Below are 18,400 nucleotides of genomic sequence, written 5' to 3'. Positions count from 1 at the left end.
ACTCTTTAAAGGAATGTATGTTTGGTACTTTTTTTAATCATTGAGAGTCTAACAAAGTATGAGGGTGAAGTCGTTGAGAATGAAGAGTGGAAAGTATATGAGTCGGCCGAATGTGGCGGGTGCATTTGCTGTGGCGGTTGTATTTGTTCTTCAGCTGATGTGGATCCCTTCCTACGCAGCTACTTGGGATATGGTTGATTTTGCACTGGGTGTCCAGCATTTTGATATGTATCAGATGCAGCCCCACTTTCCCGGTTATCCTTATTTCATCCTGGGAGGGAAAGTCCTTCATCTAATGGTGGGGGACCCCGTCCAAGCCCTGACTCTTTTTAATATCCTTCTGTATGGAAGTGCCATCATCCCTCTTTTTCTGTTAATGAACCGAATCGTGCTTCCGACATATGCAGGGATAGCGACAGCCATCGTGTATACTAGCAGCTTTACGGTCCTGATGGTGAATCAGCCGATGTCCGAGGGAGCAGCAGTCGGGATGATGTGGTGGTATATATGGAGCTTGGTTTTGGCCAATGAGAGACATCATAAAGGATTCCTCATTCTCCCACTGCTCCTATTCAGTCTGCTTCTTGGAATCAGGTTATCTTATCTGGTTCTTGGGATCGGAATTCTTATACTCCTGTACAGAAAGTGGAAGGAAGGGGTGGTAACACTTCTGGATACCTTTGTTTACCTGCTCATTGCAGTCCTGTTCCAGCTCCTCTGGGTATCGGGGATCAGCATGTCGGAAGGGGGATATGAAAGCTTTCTCCGACTGGCCCTTTCCTTCACGAACGGACATTTTCAAGAATGGGGGGGAACGATCGGTGCCTCAAATCTCAGTCTCTGGGACAGAGTCGTGAAGCTGATTTTTGTGAACACGATATGGGTGGGGGGTGTCGCTGAGTTCCTCCCCCTCCTCATTCTATTGGTTGTCGGTTTGGCTGCAGCAAGGAAGGACTTACAAGGGAATCGTTATATGACAAGCTTGATGCTCGTGCTATTGGGCAGTTATTTCCTTTGGGCCCTTTTTGCCCAGAATGTAATGAAGCCCCGTCACGCTTTGCCTTTGATCGGCATCGCCTTGTTCCTTGGAGCGGGAAGACTGCTTTCACAACGACTGTCACGGACAGGTTCCATTCTTGTCCTTTCGTTCCTTCTGCTTCAGGTTTACCATACAAGTGCGTTATTATATAAACATGCATCGGACATCCCGGCCGTTTATCAAATGGCCGATTATTTAGAGAGCGAAGAGGAAAAACAGCCTCTCGTCGTATATACCTGGGAAGAGTCCAGGGTACTTGAGTATCTTGATGTCCCTTTTATTCATAAGAAAGTACAAACGTATGAAGTGTTTACCACTGACGCACGATATTACCCTGAGCGGGATATTTATCTGACGGATAAAGTGGTCGAAGGGTTTAAAAAGCAGGGGCTCCAGATGGATGAGTTCATTAAGGTCGAGAAGCATTTCCATTCCAGTGAGCTCATCGACCCGATCTATCACGACCTGACATTATATAAATGGAAGAAACAGAGGGGGGAGGAAGAAGGATGAATCAGAATATCACGAATAAATTAGCGCTGCTTCCCGACCAACCGGGCTGTTATTTAATGAAGGACAGGCAGGGGACGATCATCTATGTGGGAAAGGCCAAAGTATTGAAGAACCGGGTGCGTTCCTATTTCACAGGCTCCCATGATGCAAAAACCCAGCGGCTGGTAGGGGAGATCGAGGACTTCGAATACATCATGACCTCATCTGACCTGGAAGCCCTTGTCCTCGAAATGAATTTGATCAAGAAGTACGACCCTAAATACAATGTCATGCTTAAGGATGATAAAAGCTATCCGTTCATCAAGTTAACGAATGAGCGGCACCCGAGACTCATTACCACACGAAAGGTCCAGCGGGGAAAAGGAAAGTATTTCGGTCCTTATCCGAATGTCGGAGCGGCAAATGAAACGAAAAAACTTCTCGACCGCTTGTATCCTTTACGGAAATGCTCGACGCTTCCTGACCGAGCCTGCCTTTACTATCATATGGGGCAATGTCTCGCTCCCTGCATTAAAGAAGTGAGCAAAGACACGTACCGTGACATGACAGATGAAATAGCCAGATTCCTCAATGGGGGATACAAGGAAATCAAGAAACAGCTGACTTTGAAAATGAATGAAGCCTCGGAAAATCTGGAGTTCGAAAGAGCGAAGGAATTCCGGGATCAGATTCTCCATATCGAAGCGACCATGGAAAAACAGAAGATGACGATGACCGATTTCACCGACCGTGATGTATTCGGATATTCCGTTGATAAAGGCTGGATGTGTGTGCAGGTATTCTTCGTCCGGCATGGGAAGCTCATTGAGCGCGATGTGTCTTTATTCCCTCTCTATAATGAACCAGAGGATGAGTTCCTGACGTTCCTGGGTCAGTTCTACTCTAAATCTAACCACTTTAAGCCGAAGGAGATCTTTTTGCCTGAAGAGATCGATATCGAGCTGGCGGAGAAACTTCTTGAGGTTAAAATGACCCAGCCAAAACGGGGGAAAAAGAAAGAGCTTGTGAAGCTTGCCGAAAAAAATGCCCAACAGGCACTTGGGGAGAAGTTCGCCCTGATTGAAAGAGATGAAGAGCGGACGATCAAAGCCATTGAAAGGCTCGGGGATCATATGGGTATTTATACGCCTTTCCGGATTGAAGCCTTTGATAACTCCAATATTCAAGGTAGTGATCCCGTATCGGCCATGATCGTCTTTTTAGACGGGAAACCGGCAAAGAAAGAATACCGTAAATATAAGATCAAAACCGTCAAGGGTCCCGATGATTATGATTCCATGAGGGAGGTGGTCCGGAGAAGGTATACGAGAGTGCTGAAAGATGGACTTCCTTTACCGGACCTGATCATCATCGACGGAGGAAAAGGTCAGATCGAAGCGGCAAGGGACGTGATCGAGAATGAATTGGGTCTCGACATCCCGATCGGGGGTCTTGCAAAAGACGATAAGCATCAGACATCGGAACTGCTGTACGGCAACCCGCTGCAAATCGTCCCCCTTGAAAAGCGCAGCCAGGAATTCTATCTCCTCCAGCGCATCCAGGATGAAGTCCACCGGTTCGCCATCACCTTCCACCGTCAGCTGAGAGGCAAAAGCGCCTTCCAATCCACCCTCGACGACATCGACGGCATCGGTCCAAAACGGAAGAAACAACTTCTTAAACACTTTGGCTCCATGAAAAAGATGAAAGAAGCTACCGTGGAGGAGTTTATAGAGATAGGAATTCCTGAAGCCGTGGCGAAAGTATTGGTGGAGAAATTGAAGTAGCGGCTGTAATGAATTCAATTTATTTAAAAATTGTGCATTGAATCACAATTTTTTATGTGCTATAATAAACAAAAATTTATAACATTATCACTTTTTAAGTGGTGATAGAGGTGCGAACTTCAAGAGTACAGGTAAAGAGGGGTATGAGCCCCGCCGACATGCCTGGAAAGGGGAGAATCGCCGAAGTGGTTATAGTCTCATACTATATCCGCTGGTCCTGGGTTTAAGAAATACAGGATTGTCAAGATGATTCAATCTTGGAGAGCTATCTCACAATGCCGATGAACCTATTTGTATGTTCTGCTGTATGTTCATAAAGCAATGAGATATTATTCTCATTGCTTTTTTTATTATCAGCGCAGGATTTGGTACCAACGATCCTGTCCTATGGACGTGTAGGATGATTGTGATTGTACTCTTCATCATCAACAAGAGCGGAGACGCTCAGAAAGAGGGAGAAGTCGTGAGTATTATTGTTCAAAAATTCGGTGGGACTTCAGTAGGGTCTGTGGAAAGAATTCAAAATGTTGCGTCAAGGATCATTGAAGAAAAAGAAAGAGGGAATGATGTGGTGGTCGTCGTATCTGCCATGGGGAAAACGACGGATACACTCGTGGGTCTTGCAAGGGAAATCACGTCTCAACCAAGCAAAAGAGAAATGGATATGCTGCTCTCAACCGGGGAACAAGTCACCATTTCACTCCTGACCATGGCCCTGATCCAATCGGGGCATGATGCCATTTCATTCACGGGATGGCAGGCCGGAATCGAGACGGAATCCGTCCATAGTAATGCAAGGATCACCAATATTCATACCGATAAAATGGCAGCTCACCTTCAGGAAGGAAGAGTGGTCATCGTCGCGGGTTTCCAGGGCATGACAGAAACCGGGGAAATCACAACACTCGGACGGGGCGGGTCGGATACGACAGCCGTTGCAATCGCGGCTGCCCTGAAAGCGGAGCGCTGTGACATATATACGGACGTAGACGGGGTTTACACGACAGACCCCCGCTATATAAAAGGAGCAAGGAAGTTACCGTCAATTTCTTATGATGAAATGCTCGAACTTGCAAACCTCGGGGCCGGGGTACTCCATCCAAGGGCGGTGGAATTTGCCAAGAATTATCAAATCCCATTGGAAGTCAGATCCAGCATCGAAAGAGTGGAAGGAACGTATATTGAGGAGGAAGCAAGCATGGAACAGAACTTGATTGTAAGAGGAGTAGCATTTGAGAATGAGATTACGAGGGTCACGGTATTCGGACTGGGAAATGCATTAACGGGACTATCATCCGTGTTCACGACGTTGGCTGAAAATCATTTGAACGTAGACATCATCATCCAGACCCAGACGGATCAGAATACGACCAATTTATCTTTCTCCATCAAGGAGCACGATCTCGAGGAAACCCTTGCTGTTCTTGAACGAAATAAAGAGCAGTTGAATTTCACACACGTCGAGCACGAAAGTGGGCTTGCGAAAGTCTCCATTGTCGGTTCGGGGATGATTTCAAACCCGGGTGTGGCCGCGGAAATGTTTGAAGTGCTTGCTCAAAATGACATCGTCGTGAAAATGGTCAGCACTTCTGAAATTAAAGTGTCTACAGTAGTGGATGGCGAGAATATGCAAAAGGCAGCAGGCGTCTTACATACGGCCTTTCATCTCGATGCCGTGAAGATGGAAGAAATCACGCTGTAGGATCAACATGGAAAAGGGTTGCCTGGATGATTCCAGGCAACCCTTTATTGAGAGCTTGATTACTCGATCCGGTCTTTGTCGTCCCATCTTACCATGACTTTGACCGATTGGCTCCGTTTATGTAATTCGTCAGCAGCTTCTGCCACACATTTTCTTTGAAGCTGAATCTGTTCGGCAATAAAGCCCGTTTCCAGTTTGAAGTTCACATCCGTTTTAAGTGACAGACGCCGTTCGATCACAGGTCCGCTCAATTCAAATGTCATTTCATTTCTTTTCTGTTCCAGAAGTGTAAGGGTGCCCCATCCAGCTTCATCGAAAAAGGAAGATATTTCTTCCGTTGACTGAAGGGGGAACTTCCTAGAGAGCTGCTTTCCTCCCCAGTATAGGATATCGGGTGTGTGTTTTCCCAGTATGTCTGGAATCAAGATGTCGCGTAACATTTCATATCCGAAGATTGGAACGGACGGCTGATGTACTTCTTCTTTTTTCTGTTCCAAGTAAATCCCCTCTTTCTATAAAACTATTATATACATGAAAGAGGTAATTATCATCCCATACCTTGAAAAAATGACCTTGGGATATTTTGGTGCTATAATATTTATTGTAAATTTATTAGAATTTTCGAACATTTAGTTGTGTAAAACCTCATGTTTGCCGTTGTTGAACTACTGAAAATATTTTTGCGGTATTGTCGAATTTATGTATACGTTTTCTTGACGCTTCCACTCCTTGGGAGTAAAATGAACATGTCACATTATTGTTACAATATAAAATATGTATCGTCGTCTAATAGGTAAAGAAAGGCATTAGAAAACGAATTCATATTTTATCATTAAGGGGGGTAAATCATGGCTGGAAATCGAGAATTTAATTATCGCAGGCTTCATTCATTGCTAGGTGTTATTCCAGTTGGATTATTTTTAACACAACATTTAGTCGTGAACCATTTTGCCACTGGTGGGGAAGAATCATTTAACCAGGCGGCGCATTTTATGGAAAGTCTTCCTTTCCGTTATTTCCTTGAAATCTTTATCATCTTCCTTCCATTGTACTTCCATGCGATTTACGGAATTTACATTGCATTCACTTCCAAGAATAATGCAAGCAAGTTTGGTTATTTCCGTAACTGGATGTTTTTACTTCAACGTGTTTCTGGAGTGATCACATTCATTTTCGTCACATGGCATATCTGGGAAACAAGGGTCGCTGCGGCGTTTGGAGCTGAAGTGAACTTTCAGATGATGGAAAACATTCTATCCAATCCGTTGATGTTAGGATTCTATGTGCTTGGTGTATTATCAACGATTTTCCACTTTGCTAATGGATTATGGTCATTCTGCGTAAGCTGGGGACTAACGGTTACACCTCGTTCTCAATTAATAGCTACATATGTTACGATCGGGATTTTTGTCGCGTTATCGATTGTCGGTATGCGTGCAATCTTTGCCTTCGTATAAGCAGAAAAATATACGAGTCTGATAGATAAGCAAGTGCTCTCGAAGTATGGTAGGAAAAGGAGTGAGTCACGATGAGTAAAGGTAAAATCATCGTTGTCGGTGGCGGTTTAGCCGGCCTGATGGCCACAATTAAAGCAGCAGAAAAAGGAACACAAGTCGATTTATTCTCACTGGTACCCGTTAAGCGTTCTCACTCTGTATGTGCACAGGGTGGAATTAACGGAGCCGTTAATACAAAGGGAGAAGGGGATTCTCCTTGGGAACATTTTGATGATACGGTTTATGGTGGGGATTTCTTAGCGAATCAACCGCCTGTTAAAGCAATGACAGAAGCAGCACCTGGGATCATTCACTTACTCGATCGTATGGGTGTTATGTTTAACCGTACACCTGAAGGGTTACTGGATTTCCGTCGCTTCGGTGGGACGCAGCATCACAGAACCGCTTTCGCTGGTGCTACGACTGGTCAGCAGCTATTATATGCTTTGGACGAGCAGGTTCGCCGTCATGAAGTGGCTGGGTTAGTCAGCAAGTTCGAAGGCTGGGAATTCCTTGGAGTCGTTATTGATGACGAGGGAGTCGCAAGAGGGATCGTTGCCCAGAACCTTCAAACGATGGAAATCAAATCATTTGCAGCAGATGCCGTGATCATGGCGTCAGGTGGACCGGGGATCATCTTCGGTAAGTCTACAAACTCTGTCATCAATACAGGTTCAGCCGCTTCCATCGTTTATCAACAAGGTGCTTACTATGCAAATGGTGAGTTCATCCAAATTCACCCGACAGCCATTCCAGGGGACGATAAGCTTCGCCTCATGAGTGAATCGGCACGTGGTGAAGGTGGACGTGTCTGGACGTACAAAGATGGTAAGCCTTGGTACTTCCTTGAAGAGAAGTATCCTGCATACGGAAATCTTGTACCCCGTGATATCGCCACACGTGAAATCTTTGATGTGTGCGTAAACCAAAAGCTTGGTATCAATGGTGAGAACATGGTTTACCTCGATCTGTCTCATAAAGATTCAAAAGAGCTTGATATCAAGCTTGGCGGAATCATTGAAATCTATGAGAAGTTCATGGGGGATGACCCGCGTAAAGTACCAATGAAAATCTTCCCTGCCGTTCACTATTCAATGGGTGGACTATGGGTCGATTATGATCAAATGACAAATATTCCTGGATTATTCGCAGCTGGTGAATGTGATTATTCTCAGCACGGTGGTAACCGCTTAGGGGCTAACTCATTGCTATCCGCTATCTATGGCGGTATGGTGGCAGGTCCTAATGCGATTAAGTATATTGAAGGACTTGAGAAAACAGTAGAATCTGTCCCATCTTCACTATTCGACCGCTATGTGAAACAGGAAGAAGAAAAATGGAACAACATCATGTCCCTGAATGGCACTGAGAACGCTTATGTCATCCATAAAGAGCTTGGGGAATGGATGACGGATAACGTAACGGTTGTACGTCATAATGACAAGCTTCAACAAACGGATGAAAAGATCCAGGAATTGATGGAACGTTACCAAAATATCAATATCAACGACACGGCTAAATGGAGCAACCAAGGGGCGACATTCACCCGTCAATTGTGGAACATGCTTCAGCTTGCACGTGTTATTACAATCGGTGCATTAAATCGTAATGAGAGCCGTGGAGCCCATTACAAACCTGATTTCCCTGAACGTAATGACGAAGAGTTCCTGAAGACGACGATGGCAAAATACAATGCCGCAACGAATACTCCTGAATTCCATTACGAGGAAGTAGATACTTCACTGATCGCACCACGTAAGCGTGACTATTCTAAGAGTAAAGGGGGAAGTAAATGATGAGTGAAAATAAAAAAGTCCGTTTTATCATTACTCGTCAAGAAAGCCCGGAATCAGCCCCTTTCCAAGAAGAGTTCGAACTTGATTACAGACCGAATATGAACGTCATTTCCGCCTTGATGGAAATCCGTCGTAATCCGGTCAATGCAAAAGGGGAACACACCACTCCGATCAACTGGGACATGAACTGTCTGGAAGAAGTTTGTGGAGCCTGTTCAATGGTGATCAACGGTAAGCCTAGACAGTCTTGTACGGCTTTGGTCGATCAACTCGAACAGCCGATCCGTCTTGAGCCTATGCGCACATTCCCTGTCGTCCGTGACCTGCAGGTAGACCGCAGCCGCATGTTCGACAGCTTGAAGAAAGTGAAAGCATGGATTCCGATTGATGGGACATATGATTTGGGTCCTGGACCGCGTATGCCCGAGAAAAAGCGTCAGTGGGCATATGAATTATCAAAATGTATGACATGTGGTGTATGTCTGGAAGCATGTCCGAACGTGAACAGTAAGTCCGATTTCATCGGGCCTGCTCCGCTATCTCAAGTACGCTTGTTCAATGCGCACCCAACTGGTGCCATGAATCAGGATGAGCGCCTTGAGTCCATCATGGGCGACGGTGGACTTGCCAATTGCGGTAACTCACAAAACTGTGTTCAATCTTGTCCAAAAGGAATTCCTTTGACGACTTCGATTGCGGCACTGAACCGTGAAACCACTTTCCAAATGTTCAAGAACTTCTTCGGAAGCGACCACATGGTTGATTAATATGTTTTAATGAAAAGCACTTTCCTTCGGGGGAGTGCTTTTTTGGTGTTTGCGCAAACGATAATTTGATGAGTGGTCGTTTGAAAAATGGACCGTTCCTTTCCGCTCCAGGCATTTGCTTTCCGCGGGGAGGAAGTCGAGCCTCCTCGGGCGTTGCCCTGCGGGGTCTCGACCTTTCCTCAATTCCCGCAGGAGTCAAATGCCTTCCGCTTCAATCCACTCTGTGCTTTTTCAAAAGCCTGTCAAAGTTAGCTCTCCCTTTTCTATTTTGTAAGGGTTCAAGTGACTTACTTAATAATGGGAGAAGAAATAAAAAAATAGGCTTTTGTACATAGTAGACACATATATGGATCTAGAAGAAACTGGAGTGATGAAGGTGAAGTGGACTGGATTTTTACTAGTGATTTTATTGTTTACACAGCCCGTCATTGATTTTGAAAAAGCCGAGGCAAAGGAGAAGGTGGAGCCTTTCCGTCTGACGATTCTGCATACGAATGATGTTCATTCCCATTTGGAAAACGTTCCGTATTTGCACACGGCGATAAAAGAAGAACGTAAAAAGGATGGGGATGCCCTACTCCTGGATGCGGGGGATGTGTTTTCGGGGACGTTGTTTTTTAATGAATATCTGGGACAGGCGGATGCTGCATTCATGAATGAAATTGGCTATGACGCCATGACGCTGGGAAATCATGAATTCGATAAGGGAAGTGAGGTGCTCGCGGACTTTATCAGGAAACTTTCCTTTCCCGTGGTGAGCAGCAATGTGGATGTCCGGCTTGATCCTCACCTTGCCCCTATCATGAAAAGTGAAATTCCGGAACAGGCAGAGAGTGGAAACATATACCCTTCTATTATTCAAACAGTAAAGGGGGTCAAGATCGGCATCATCGGACTCACAACCGAAGATACGGCTTTCCTTTCTGCTCCGGATAAGAAGATAGTCTTTCAGGATGCCGAAAAGAAAGTGCTTGAAGAGATGACAAAACTTGAGGCAAAGGGAGTGAATCATATCATCCTGCTGTCTCATCTGGGATTACGGCAGGACAAAATGCTGGCTCAAAAGGTGAAAGGAATCGATATTATCGTCGGCGGCCATTCCCATACAAGATTGGAATCCCCGCTTGTATACAATATGAAATCAGAACCGACACTGATCGTCCAGGCGGATGAGTATGGGAAGTCACTTGGCAAATTAACGGCTGTATTTTCCGACAGAGGAGTACTGACCGGGTGGAATGGTGAGCTGCTGGATGTGTTGGGCAAAAACCAAATAGGAAATGATGTGTATCCACCTGATCCATGGGCAGTTAATAGATTGGAGCAATTACGGGGACCCATTGAAAAGGTAAAAAGCATGGAGGTTGGTACAACCAACATTTCATTAAATGGGGATCGTCGGGACGTTCGGACGAAAGAGACCAACTTAGGCAACCTCATTACAGATGCCATGCTGGAGAAAGCAAATCAATTTAACCCGACTCAAATCGCCTTTCAAAATGGTGGTGGAATCAGGAATTCCATCAGTGCGGGGACCATTACCCTGGGAGATGTGTTGGAGGTGCTGCCTTTCGGGAATACCCTTGTCACATTGAATCTGACGGGGGAGGAGGTCCTTCTTGCATTGGAACATAGTGTGGCGAATGTGGACGGAGAAGCAGGTCAGTTCCTCCAGGTTTCCGGCATGACATATCGCTTTGATCCGTCAAAGCCCATTGGCAATAGAATAATGGAAGTGAAAATACAAGGAGCACCCCTTGACCGTTCCAAGATGTATGGGGTGGCCGTCAACGCATTCCTTGCAGGTGGAGGGGATGGTTTTACCGTATTGAGAAATGCAAAAGATAACGGCAGGATATCCGAACTGCACCTCAATCTGTATGAGGTGATGAGTGAGTACCTCACCACTCATTCCCCCGTGTCCCCGCAAGTGGAGGGAAGGATTGTGGAAGAAAAAGAATAAGAAGAAATGAGTCGGTTTTTCCTGCCGGCTCCATTTTATGCATATAGGTTTCATATTTTTCAGAATAGGGGTATAATAAAATGAATCATCATTCATTTTTCATTTGCTAAAAGGAGGATCCAATTTGAAACATTTTACATACATTGAAGATATAGAAACATGGCAACAAGAATTTTCATTTTCAATCCATATAAAGGTCCGGTTTTCTGAGACTGATATGTTTGGACATATGAATAACACCGTTCCATTTACGTATTTTGAAGAAGCCAGGATCGAATATTTAAAGCACATTGGATTTATGCAAAACTGGGTGAAACCCGAGCATGATACGATCCCTGTCGTTGCAGATTTACAATGTGATTTTGTAAAACAAGTATTCTTCGACGAGACGTTGAAGATATATGTGAAGGCAGATCGCGTTGGTCGTTCTTCAGTGGATTTACATTACATGGGTCTGAATGAAGAAGAACAGGTTTGCTTTACTGGTAGAGGAACCATGGTGCAAATATCGAAGGAAACTGGAAAAGGTGTCCCTTGGACCGAAGAAATGAAGGCGAAGCTCCATAGTGAAAAGGTGGTCTCGAGCCCGGTTTAGGACGTGAAAGAAATCGCTGCCTATTTTTCATTTAACTTCCTTCTCTATGTCACTCTAAACCCTACCTTCACATATGATATTCTGACGACCAACAATACCCATCCCCGCGGTTTAAAGCTGGCGAAGGCAAGGAGGGTTACCATAATTGAAGGACAATGATTTTACACACAAACCGTTGCTCACCAAAAGAGAAAAAGAAGTATTCGAACTGTTGGTTCAAGACAAAACAACTAAAGAAATTGCTAGTGATCTATTTATTAGCGAGAAAACAGTTCGAAATCATATTTCCAACGCCATGCAAAAGCTTGGAGTGAAGGGGCGATCTCAAGCTGTTGTAGAGCTTCTTCGCATGGGGGAACTCAAGCTTTAAATGTAAGGGACTGATTCTGATGCCGAACAATTAACAGGTTTCTATACATGATACCTATTAATGTTTGAATGAGAGTCAGTCTCTTTTAGTTCTGTTCCTTCCGAGAACTTGTCTTGAATTTTTTCGTGAAAAAGGTGAAAATGCTAGTAAGGGGAATCAATGCTTGACCTATAATAGATAAAGAAGCTAAAACGGGAAGGCTGATGCGTTCCGGTTTTTCATAAGGAATAAATGTCCGGTTTCTGAATGTAAAAGGAGAGAAATAATGACGAATTCTAAAGAGCAAACCATTGAAGATATACAAGTTGTGGCAGATATCGAGAAAGACCTTCGATACATATCATCGATCATTAAGCAAAAAGGAAGAGAAATATTAAGTCAGTATACCATCACGCCTCCACAGTTCATTGCGCTGCAATGGTTATTCGAGTATGGGGATATGACAATCGGAGATCTTTCAAATAAAATGTACCTTGCCTGCAGTACGACGACGGATCTTGTTGATCGAATGGAGAAAAACCAGTTAGTCGAGCGGGTCAAGGATGAGAATGATCGTCGCGTCGTACGCATTCATATGTTAAAAGAGGGCGAAAGAATTATTGAAGAAGTGATTAAGAAAAGGCAGAATTACTTACAGAGTGCCTTAACGGACTTCTCTGCCCAGGAAGTGCTATTATTAAAAGATCATTTAGCAAAACTCCATCAAGAAATTAAACCAGAATGAGGGAATAACGTGATTCAACCAATCGGCATCATTGATTCTGGGGTAGGGGGGCTCACTGTCGCTAGAGAAGTGATGCGTCAGCTGCCGAAGGAGACCATCTATTACTTAGGTGATACAGCCCGTTGCCCCTACGGACCCAGATCAGCTCAAGAAGTAAAAGCGTTCACGTGGGAAATGACTCAATATCTCATGCAATATGATATCAAAATGCTGATCATTGCCTGCAATACAGCCACTGCGGTGGTACTGGATGAAATACAGACCCATTTGGATATACCGGTGATTGGGGTCATTCATCCTGGGGCCCGGGCAGCGATCAAGCATACTTATAATAAGAGGATCGGTGTCCTTGGAACCGTGGGGACGGTCAATAGCGGCGCCTATGAGGATGCCCTTCACTCCCTTCACGGAAGTCTGGACGTCACGTCCCTTGCCTGCCCAAAATTTGTTCCGCTTGTGGAAAGTGGAGAGTATGACAGTTCTATGGCGACTGATATAGTTAGGGAGACGCTCCATCCTCTTAAAGAGTCGGGGATCGATACGTTGATCCTGGGATGTACCCATTATCCGTTGCTCCAGCCGAAGATACAGGCTTATATGGGCCCTGAGATCAGTGTCATAAGTTCCGGGGACGAAACCGCCCGTGAAGTCAGTACGATCCTTGATTATTATAATCTCCTGTACAGGGGAGTCCTACAGCCTGAACACCGCTTTTTCAACACAGGGTCTTCGGCAATCTTTTCCCGGATCGCATCCGATTGGCTGACAGTCGGGGAAGTAACAGCAGAAACCATCCGATTACAAGACTAGAATCTTGTGGTCGGGTGGTTTTTTTATTTTGTTGTTTTTATTGTGAAAAGTTTCGGTCTATTTTGTGGAGGGGGCTCGTATATATGTTAGTACAAACTGTCTTTTAGGAGGTTTCCCAATGGCAAAAAAAGCAAAGGTGTCAATTGCTGTAACGGTTTTAGCTTCTTCTGTATATCTTTCCGGTTGTGGATTACTCAGTTTCGGTGATGACAAGGAGAAGATCGATCCTCCTCAAGACTTATCCTACTTGAAAGAAGGGGAAAAAGTCGATACCGCCAAGAAAGAGGATTCAAATAAAAAGGTGAGCAAAGAAGAAGCGGGTGCTGAGACCGTCATGACGGAATTGTATTTAATCGATAAAAACGGCTATGTCGTTTCCCAGTCGATCCCTCTTCCAAATCAGGAAAGTGTGGCCAAACAAGCAGTTGAATACTTAGTGAAAAATGGTCCTGTTGAAAACATCCTGCCAAACGGATTCAGGGCTGTATTGCCGGCAGATACACAAGTGACGGTCGATATTAAAGATGGAAAGGCGATCGCCGATTTTTCTCCGGAATTCAATAATTATCAGCCTGAAGATGAACAGAAGATCCTGCAGTCCGTGACATGGACATTGACTCAGTTCGATTCGGTTGAGAAAGTCGAACTCAGGGTTAACGGGTATCCATTAACGGAGATGCCGGTGAATGGTACGCCGATCGACGAAAATGGATTAACGAGAAAAGTCGGGATCAATGTGGATACTACAGGCGTTGTGGATCCGACGAGCACCAAACCGCTTACAGTATATTATGTAGCCCAGTCCGATGATAAGACCTATTACGTTCCAGTTACGAAACGCGTCAGTTCCAAATCCGCGGATGAAGTCAAGGCAGTGGTGAATGAACTGATCGAAGGACCGGGTTATTCTTCTTCCCTGGCAAGTGACTTTACGGGAGCGAAGCTGTTGGATGATCCAAAGCTTGAGGATGGAACCGTGACGCTGAACTTCAATGAAGCGGTGTATGGAAGCCTTGAAGAAAAAATGGTTTCTGAGCATATGCTTAATTCCCTCGTTCTCTCCTTGACTGAGCAAAAGGGCATCAAAGGGGTCTCGGTACTCGTGAATGGTGAAGCGACCACCGTCTCAAAAGATGGGGAAACGGTGACTGAACCGGTGACAAGACCAGAAAATGTGAATGCAATTAGTTTTTAAATCGCGATTTTTTGATATACTATGAATAGAATCACCTGATAAGAGGTTGGCAGATTGCCACCTCTTCTATTTTTGATTAGGCCATTTTTTACATAACGTACGAACAAACAGGAGGGAATTATATGAGAACAGACGGCAGAGAAAAGAATCAATTGCGTCCTATCGAAATCGAGACAGGATACGTCAAGCATCCGGAAGGTTCTGTATTGATAACGGTTGGTGAAACGAAGGTCATTTGTAACGCCAGTATCGAAGAGCGGGTGCCTCCGTTTATGAGGAACAGTGGAAAAGGGTGGATCACGGCGGAATATTCCATGCTTCCGAGAGCGACGGAAACGAGAAATATCCGTGAATCGTCCAAAGGGAAAATTTCCGGCAGGACGATGGAAATTCAACGTCTGATTGGACGTGCCCTGCGTGCGGTCGTTGATTTGGATGCTTTGGGAGAGCGTACGATCTGGATCGATTGTGATGTCATTCAAGCAGATGGCGGGACAAGAACGGCTTCCATTACCGGGGCATTCGTTGCCATGGCAATCGCCCTTGCCAAACTTCAGGACAGTAAAAAGATTTCTTCATTCCCACTTAAGAGCTTTCTGGCGGCGACAAGTGTTGGGATTGTGGAAGAACACGGAGCGGTCCTTGATTTGAATTATATTGAAGATAGCAGCGCAATGGTGGATATGAACATCATCATGACGGGTGAGGGTGAATTTGTGGAGCTTCAGGGAACCGGTGAAGAAGCCACCTTTACAATGGATCAACTGCATCAATTACTGAAGCTTGGTCAAGAAGGGATTCATGAATTATTCCAAATCCAGCAGCAATCATTAGGTGATATCGTAAAAAGATTTCAATAAAGGGATGAGAGAGTCGATGACAAAACGAGTGATTATAGCCACAAAGAACAGGGGAAAAGCAAAAGAATTCCAACATATGTTTGCGCCTTACGGGTATGAGGTACAAACATTACTAGACCTTCCTCATATTGAGGATGTGGAAGAAACAGGTGTAACCTTTGAAGAGAATGCGATTCTAAAAGCGGAAACCGTAGCCGGGGAATTAGGGGCACTTGTGATTGCCGATGATTCCGGGTTGGCTATCGATGCCCTTGAAGGTCGTCCAGGCGTGTATTCTGCGCGCTATGCCGGGGAAGAAAAAAGCGACGAAGCGAATATGGCGAAAGTATTGGATGAGCTTGAGTCAGTGGAAGAATCCGACCGAACGGCCCGTTTCCACTGTGTGTTGGCCATTGCCGGCCCTGACATGGAAACGAAGACGGTGACAGGAAGTTGTGAAGGGATGATCCTGCGTGAGAAGAGGGGGACGAACGGGTTCGGCTACGATCCGATCTTCTTCGTGCCTTCCCTCGGAAAGACCATGGCCGAATTGACACAAGATGAAAAGAGTCAGATCAGTCATCGCGGTCACGCACTAGAAAAGCTAGGAAATATGATTTCAGACTTAGTTTAAAGGGTGAATCTGAATGAGATTATTAGTTGTAAGTGACAGTCACGGATCCAAAGATGAATTGTTGGATCTCTCAGAGAAGTACAAGTCGAGTGTAGACGCCATGATCCACTGTGGTGACTCGGAGTTGAGTGCAGATGATCCTGCTTTGTCATCTTATCTCATTGTCCGGGGGAACTGTGACATGGATGCACGACTGCCTGACGACTTGGTAGAGAAGGTAGACGACCACACCATCATGGTGACGCACGGGCATCACTATGGAATCAAGATGTCATTGATGAAACTCCGATACAGAGCGGAAGAGGTCGGGGCGCAGTTTGTGTTCTTTGGTCACTCCCACACTCTGGGGGCTGAATGGATTAACGGTACATTATTCCTGAACCCTGGAAGCATCCTGCTGCCACGTGGGAGAAATGAACGTACCTACGCATTGGTAGATACGGCAGATCAAGAAATCAACGTTACATTCCTGACCCACGATCATGTGGTGCTGGAGGAATTGACGCAAACATTCAGCTTGTAAAATATAGTGTGGGAACCCGTCACGTGCGGGTTCCCATTATGTTTTGTCGTATAAAAAGCAAAGCTGAAAAATAAAATAAAACTTTTTTTGAAAATCTGTTGACTTATTTATGCTATGTGAATATAATAAATATTGTCCTTGAAAAACAAATAACGAAAAACACACACGTCCCAGTAGCTCAGCTGGATAGAGCAACGCCCTTCTAAGGCGTCGGTCGGGAGTTCGAATCTCTCCTGGGACGCCATAATCATTACATACGAACCTTGAGATCAGGGTTTTGACTAACAAGGGGTACTGACACAGTAACTGTGAGGTATCTCTTTTTTTATCCGATACATGGTCTGATGCTTTTTGTGTCATCTTACTATATTGAATGTGTCCCAGTAGCTCAGCAGGATAGAGCAACAGTTTCCTAAACTGTAGGTCGGGAGTTCGAATCTCTTCTGGGACGCCATAAACCCTACATACGCAAAGCTTACCCCTATGAGGTAGGCTTTTTTTGTTATCCAAATGATATCGTGCTAAACTAATACAAACTAAACAGTATAGGCGGGTACGTTTTATGAATAAGGGAAACCAAGAAGGAAAAGGAAAGATTGTACAGTTCCCAGGATTGAAGGACCGGCTGCTGGAAAAAGGGGTGCAGGCCCTGGAAAAAGGGGAAGTCCATGAATCCTCCCAGCTCCTCGCACAAGCCTATGAATTGGAACCGGATAACCCGGACATCAATACGGCACTCGTATTATCACTCTATGAAAGCAAACAATACGATCAGGCCGGATCCATATGTAAAGAGATGCTCCTCGAAGGAATCGGTGACTATTTCGAGGTCGTGGATATGTACTTAATGATTCTTATACAGCTTCATAAGCACACTGAAGTGGTCGATACAATCAATGCCCTCTTTGATGAAAGGGAAGTACCCTTTGAAAAGGAAGAACACTTCAGGAAGCTTCTCCATTTCAGTGAAAAGGTAGTGAACGGGAAAGCGGCTGTTCCTGAGAAGGAAGTACAGAATGAAGATCAACCGTCAATCTTGACGGGAAAAAGCCTCGAGGAACAGACGTTGATCGTGGCACAGCTCGTTCATCGTAATATTCACCCGTTCATCGGGGAACTGCAGGGGGTTTTACAGGATCCCGATGCCCATCCATTTTTACAAACAATGATATTAAATGTTTTAAAAGAGCATGGAATGGATAAAGAAGTAGTTGTGGTGAAGCTAGGGATGGAAGAGCGGGTTCATCCCGCAGCGTTGGAAGACGTTTTCGAATCGGATTTCTTCACCGGGGTCACGCATGCCCTGGATGAGCTTCTGGCACAAACGAATCCCACTCTATTTCAGCACGCACAGGAATTACTGAAACGTCATGCCTTTCTGCTCTATCCTTTTACACTTAAAGAAGAGCCGGATGAAATCGCTGCGGTATATGCTTATTACACCGCCGGGATGTTTGCCGATACAATACTTGAAGAAGAGTTAAAAGAGCAGGTTGAAAACAGTCAAGCGAAAGGGATTTTATCAAGGCTTACGGAACTAGAGGAAATTTCCTCTCCGAATATTTAAACCCCCTCTGTTGAAAGACAGTGGCTGTATGTTATAATGTAATGGTTGTAATGTAAAAGTTTTTCATATATTTACGATGATAGTGCTAGATTCACACGGGA

17 protein-coding genes, 2 tRNA genes and 1 riboswitch are annotated in these 18,400 nt (G+C 44.9%); of the genes, 18 read left to right on the top strand and 1 reads right to left on the bottom strand.

The features are described 5' to 3' along the window. The first annotated feature begins 97 nt into the window (after positions 1-97). The 3 genes from M1J35_RS18585 (at position 98) to M1J35_RS18575 (ending at position 5,020) form a co-directional block, all read left to right on the top strand. Complete coding sequence (locus M1J35_RS18585) at positions 98-1,552, top strand: hypothetical protein (RefSeq protein WP_254651914.1); 1,455 nt, start codon at positions 98-100, stop codon at positions 1,550-1,552. Then, positions 1,549-3,318: an excinuclease ABC subunit UvrC gene (gene uvrC, locus M1J35_RS18580; RefSeq protein ID WP_254651913.1), complete on the top strand. Its 1,770-nt coding sequence runs from the start codon at positions 1,549-1,551 to the stop codon at positions 3,316-3,318. The genes M1J35_RS18585 and uvrC overlap by 4 nt, the downstream gene beginning before the upstream one ends. Positions 3,319-3,415: 97 nt before the next feature. Next, positions 3,416-3,594, top strand: a riboswitch (Lysine riboswitch). Between the two features lie 187 nt (positions 3,595-3,781). Further along, a complete protein-coding gene (locus tag M1J35_RS18575; protein ID WP_254653797.1) occupies positions 3,782-5,020 on the top strand; it encodes an aspartate kinase in 1,239 nt (412 codons plus the stop codon). A 59-nt stretch (positions 5,021-5,079) separates the two neighbouring features. On the opposite strand, the gene M1J35_RS18570 is transcribed toward M1J35_RS18575, so the two are convergent. Further along, entirely contained in the window at positions 5,080-5,517 is a 438-nt protein-coding gene (locus M1J35_RS18570) for a YslB family protein (RefSeq protein WP_224519393.1), read from the bottom strand. Between the two features lie 351 nt (positions 5,518-5,868). Between M1J35_RS18570 and M1J35_RS18565 the strand changes: the two genes are divergently transcribed. The 15 genes from M1J35_RS18565 (at position 5,869) to M1J35_RS18495 (ending at position 18,299) form a co-directional block, all read left to right on the top strand. After that, on the top strand, positions 5,869-6,477 hold the full coding sequence (locus M1J35_RS18565; protein WP_034757098.1) for a succinate dehydrogenase cytochrome b558 subunit: 609 nt from the start codon (positions 5,869-5,871) through the stop codon (positions 6,475-6,477). 71 nt (positions 6,478-6,548) lie between these two features. Continuing rightward, a complete protein-coding gene (sdhA, locus tag M1J35_RS18560) occupies positions 6,549-8,312 on the top strand; it encodes a succinate dehydrogenase flavoprotein subunit (RefSeq protein WP_034757101.1) in 1,764 nt (587 codons plus the stop codon). Next, positions 8,312-9,079, top strand: a complete 768-nt coding sequence (gene sdhB, locus M1J35_RS18555; RefSeq protein WP_034760486.1) for a succinate dehydrogenase iron-sulfur subunit — start codon at positions 8,312-8,314, stop codon at positions 9,077-9,079. The genes sdhA and sdhB overlap by 1 nt, the downstream gene beginning before the upstream one ends. Before the next feature lie 346 nt (positions 9,080-9,425). Next, entirely contained in the window at positions 9,426-11,042 is a 1,617-nt protein-coding gene (locus M1J35_RS18550; RefSeq protein ID WP_254651912.1) for a bifunctional metallophosphatase/5'-nucleotidase, read from the top strand. A 124-nt stretch (positions 11,043-11,166) separates the two neighbouring features. Further along, entirely contained in the window at positions 11,167-11,637 is a 471-nt protein-coding gene (locus M1J35_RS18545) for an acyl-CoA thioesterase (protein ID WP_254651911.1), read from the top strand. A 145-nt stretch (positions 11,638-11,782) separates the two neighbouring features. Continuing rightward, positions 11,783-12,007 (top strand): helix-turn-helix domain-containing protein, encoded by a 225-nt coding sequence (locus tag M1J35_RS18540; RefSeq protein WP_032087424.1) that lies wholly within the window; start codon positions 11,783-11,785, stop codon positions 12,005-12,007. Positions 12,008-12,272: 265 nt separating this feature from the next. After that, the gene (locus M1J35_RS18535; protein WP_061810231.1) at positions 12,273-12,731 is read left to right on the top strand and encodes a MarR family winged helix-turn-helix transcriptional regulator; all 459 of its coding nucleotides are present in this window, start codon (positions 12,273-12,275) and stop codon (positions 12,729-12,731) included. A gap of 9 nt (positions 12,732-12,740) precedes the next feature. Then, complete coding sequence (gene racE / locus M1J35_RS18530) at positions 12,741-13,541, top strand: glutamate racemase (RefSeq protein WP_034757113.1); 801 nt, start codon at positions 12,741-12,743, stop codon at positions 13,539-13,541. A 118-nt stretch (positions 13,542-13,659) separates the two neighbouring features. Beyond that, positions 13,660-14,736: a GerMN domain-containing protein gene (locus tag M1J35_RS18525; RefSeq protein ID WP_254651910.1), complete on the top strand. Its 1,077-nt coding sequence runs from the start codon at positions 13,660-13,662 to the stop codon at positions 14,734-14,736. A gap of 122 nt (positions 14,737-14,858) precedes the next feature. Next, on the top strand, positions 14,859-15,596 hold the full coding sequence (gene rph / locus M1J35_RS18520; protein ID WP_254651909.1) for a ribonuclease PH: 738 nt from the start codon (positions 14,859-14,861) through the stop codon (positions 15,594-15,596). A 16-nt stretch (positions 15,597-15,612) separates the two neighbouring features. Then, complete coding sequence (locus tag M1J35_RS18515) at positions 15,613-16,209, top strand: XTP/dITP diphosphatase (protein ID WP_229593972.1); 597 nt, start codon at positions 15,613-15,615, stop codon at positions 16,207-16,209. Between the two features lie 13 nt (positions 16,210-16,222). Beyond that, positions 16,223-16,732, top strand: coding sequence for a metallophosphoesterase (locus tag M1J35_RS18510; RefSeq protein WP_224519398.1), 510 nt, complete (start codon positions 16,223-16,225; stop codon positions 16,730-16,732). A 167-nt stretch (positions 16,733-16,899) separates the two neighbouring features. Continuing rightward, positions 16,900-16,976: transfer RNA gene (locus M1J35_RS18505), tRNA-Arg, on the top strand. 133 nt (positions 16,977-17,109) lie between these two features. Further along, positions 17,110-17,186 (top strand) — tRNA-Arg (locus tag M1J35_RS18500). A 108-nt stretch (positions 17,187-17,294) separates the two neighbouring features. Then, the gene (locus M1J35_RS18495; RefSeq protein ID WP_254651908.1) at positions 17,295-18,299 is read left to right on the top strand and encodes a tetratricopeptide repeat protein; all 1,005 of its coding nucleotides are present in this window, start codon (positions 17,295-17,297) and stop codon (positions 18,297-18,299) included. Positions 18,300-18,400 lie beyond the last annotated feature (101 nt).

The sequence above is a fragment of the Rossellomorea sp. KS-H15a genome (assembly GCF_024195245.1).
Taxonomy (GTDB): domain Bacteria; phylum Bacillota; class Bacilli; order Bacillales; family Bacillaceae_B; genus Rossellomorea; species Rossellomorea vietnamensis.
Note: the sequence above shows the minus strand (reverse complement) of the source record. Positions and strands in the feature narration are given on the sequence as shown.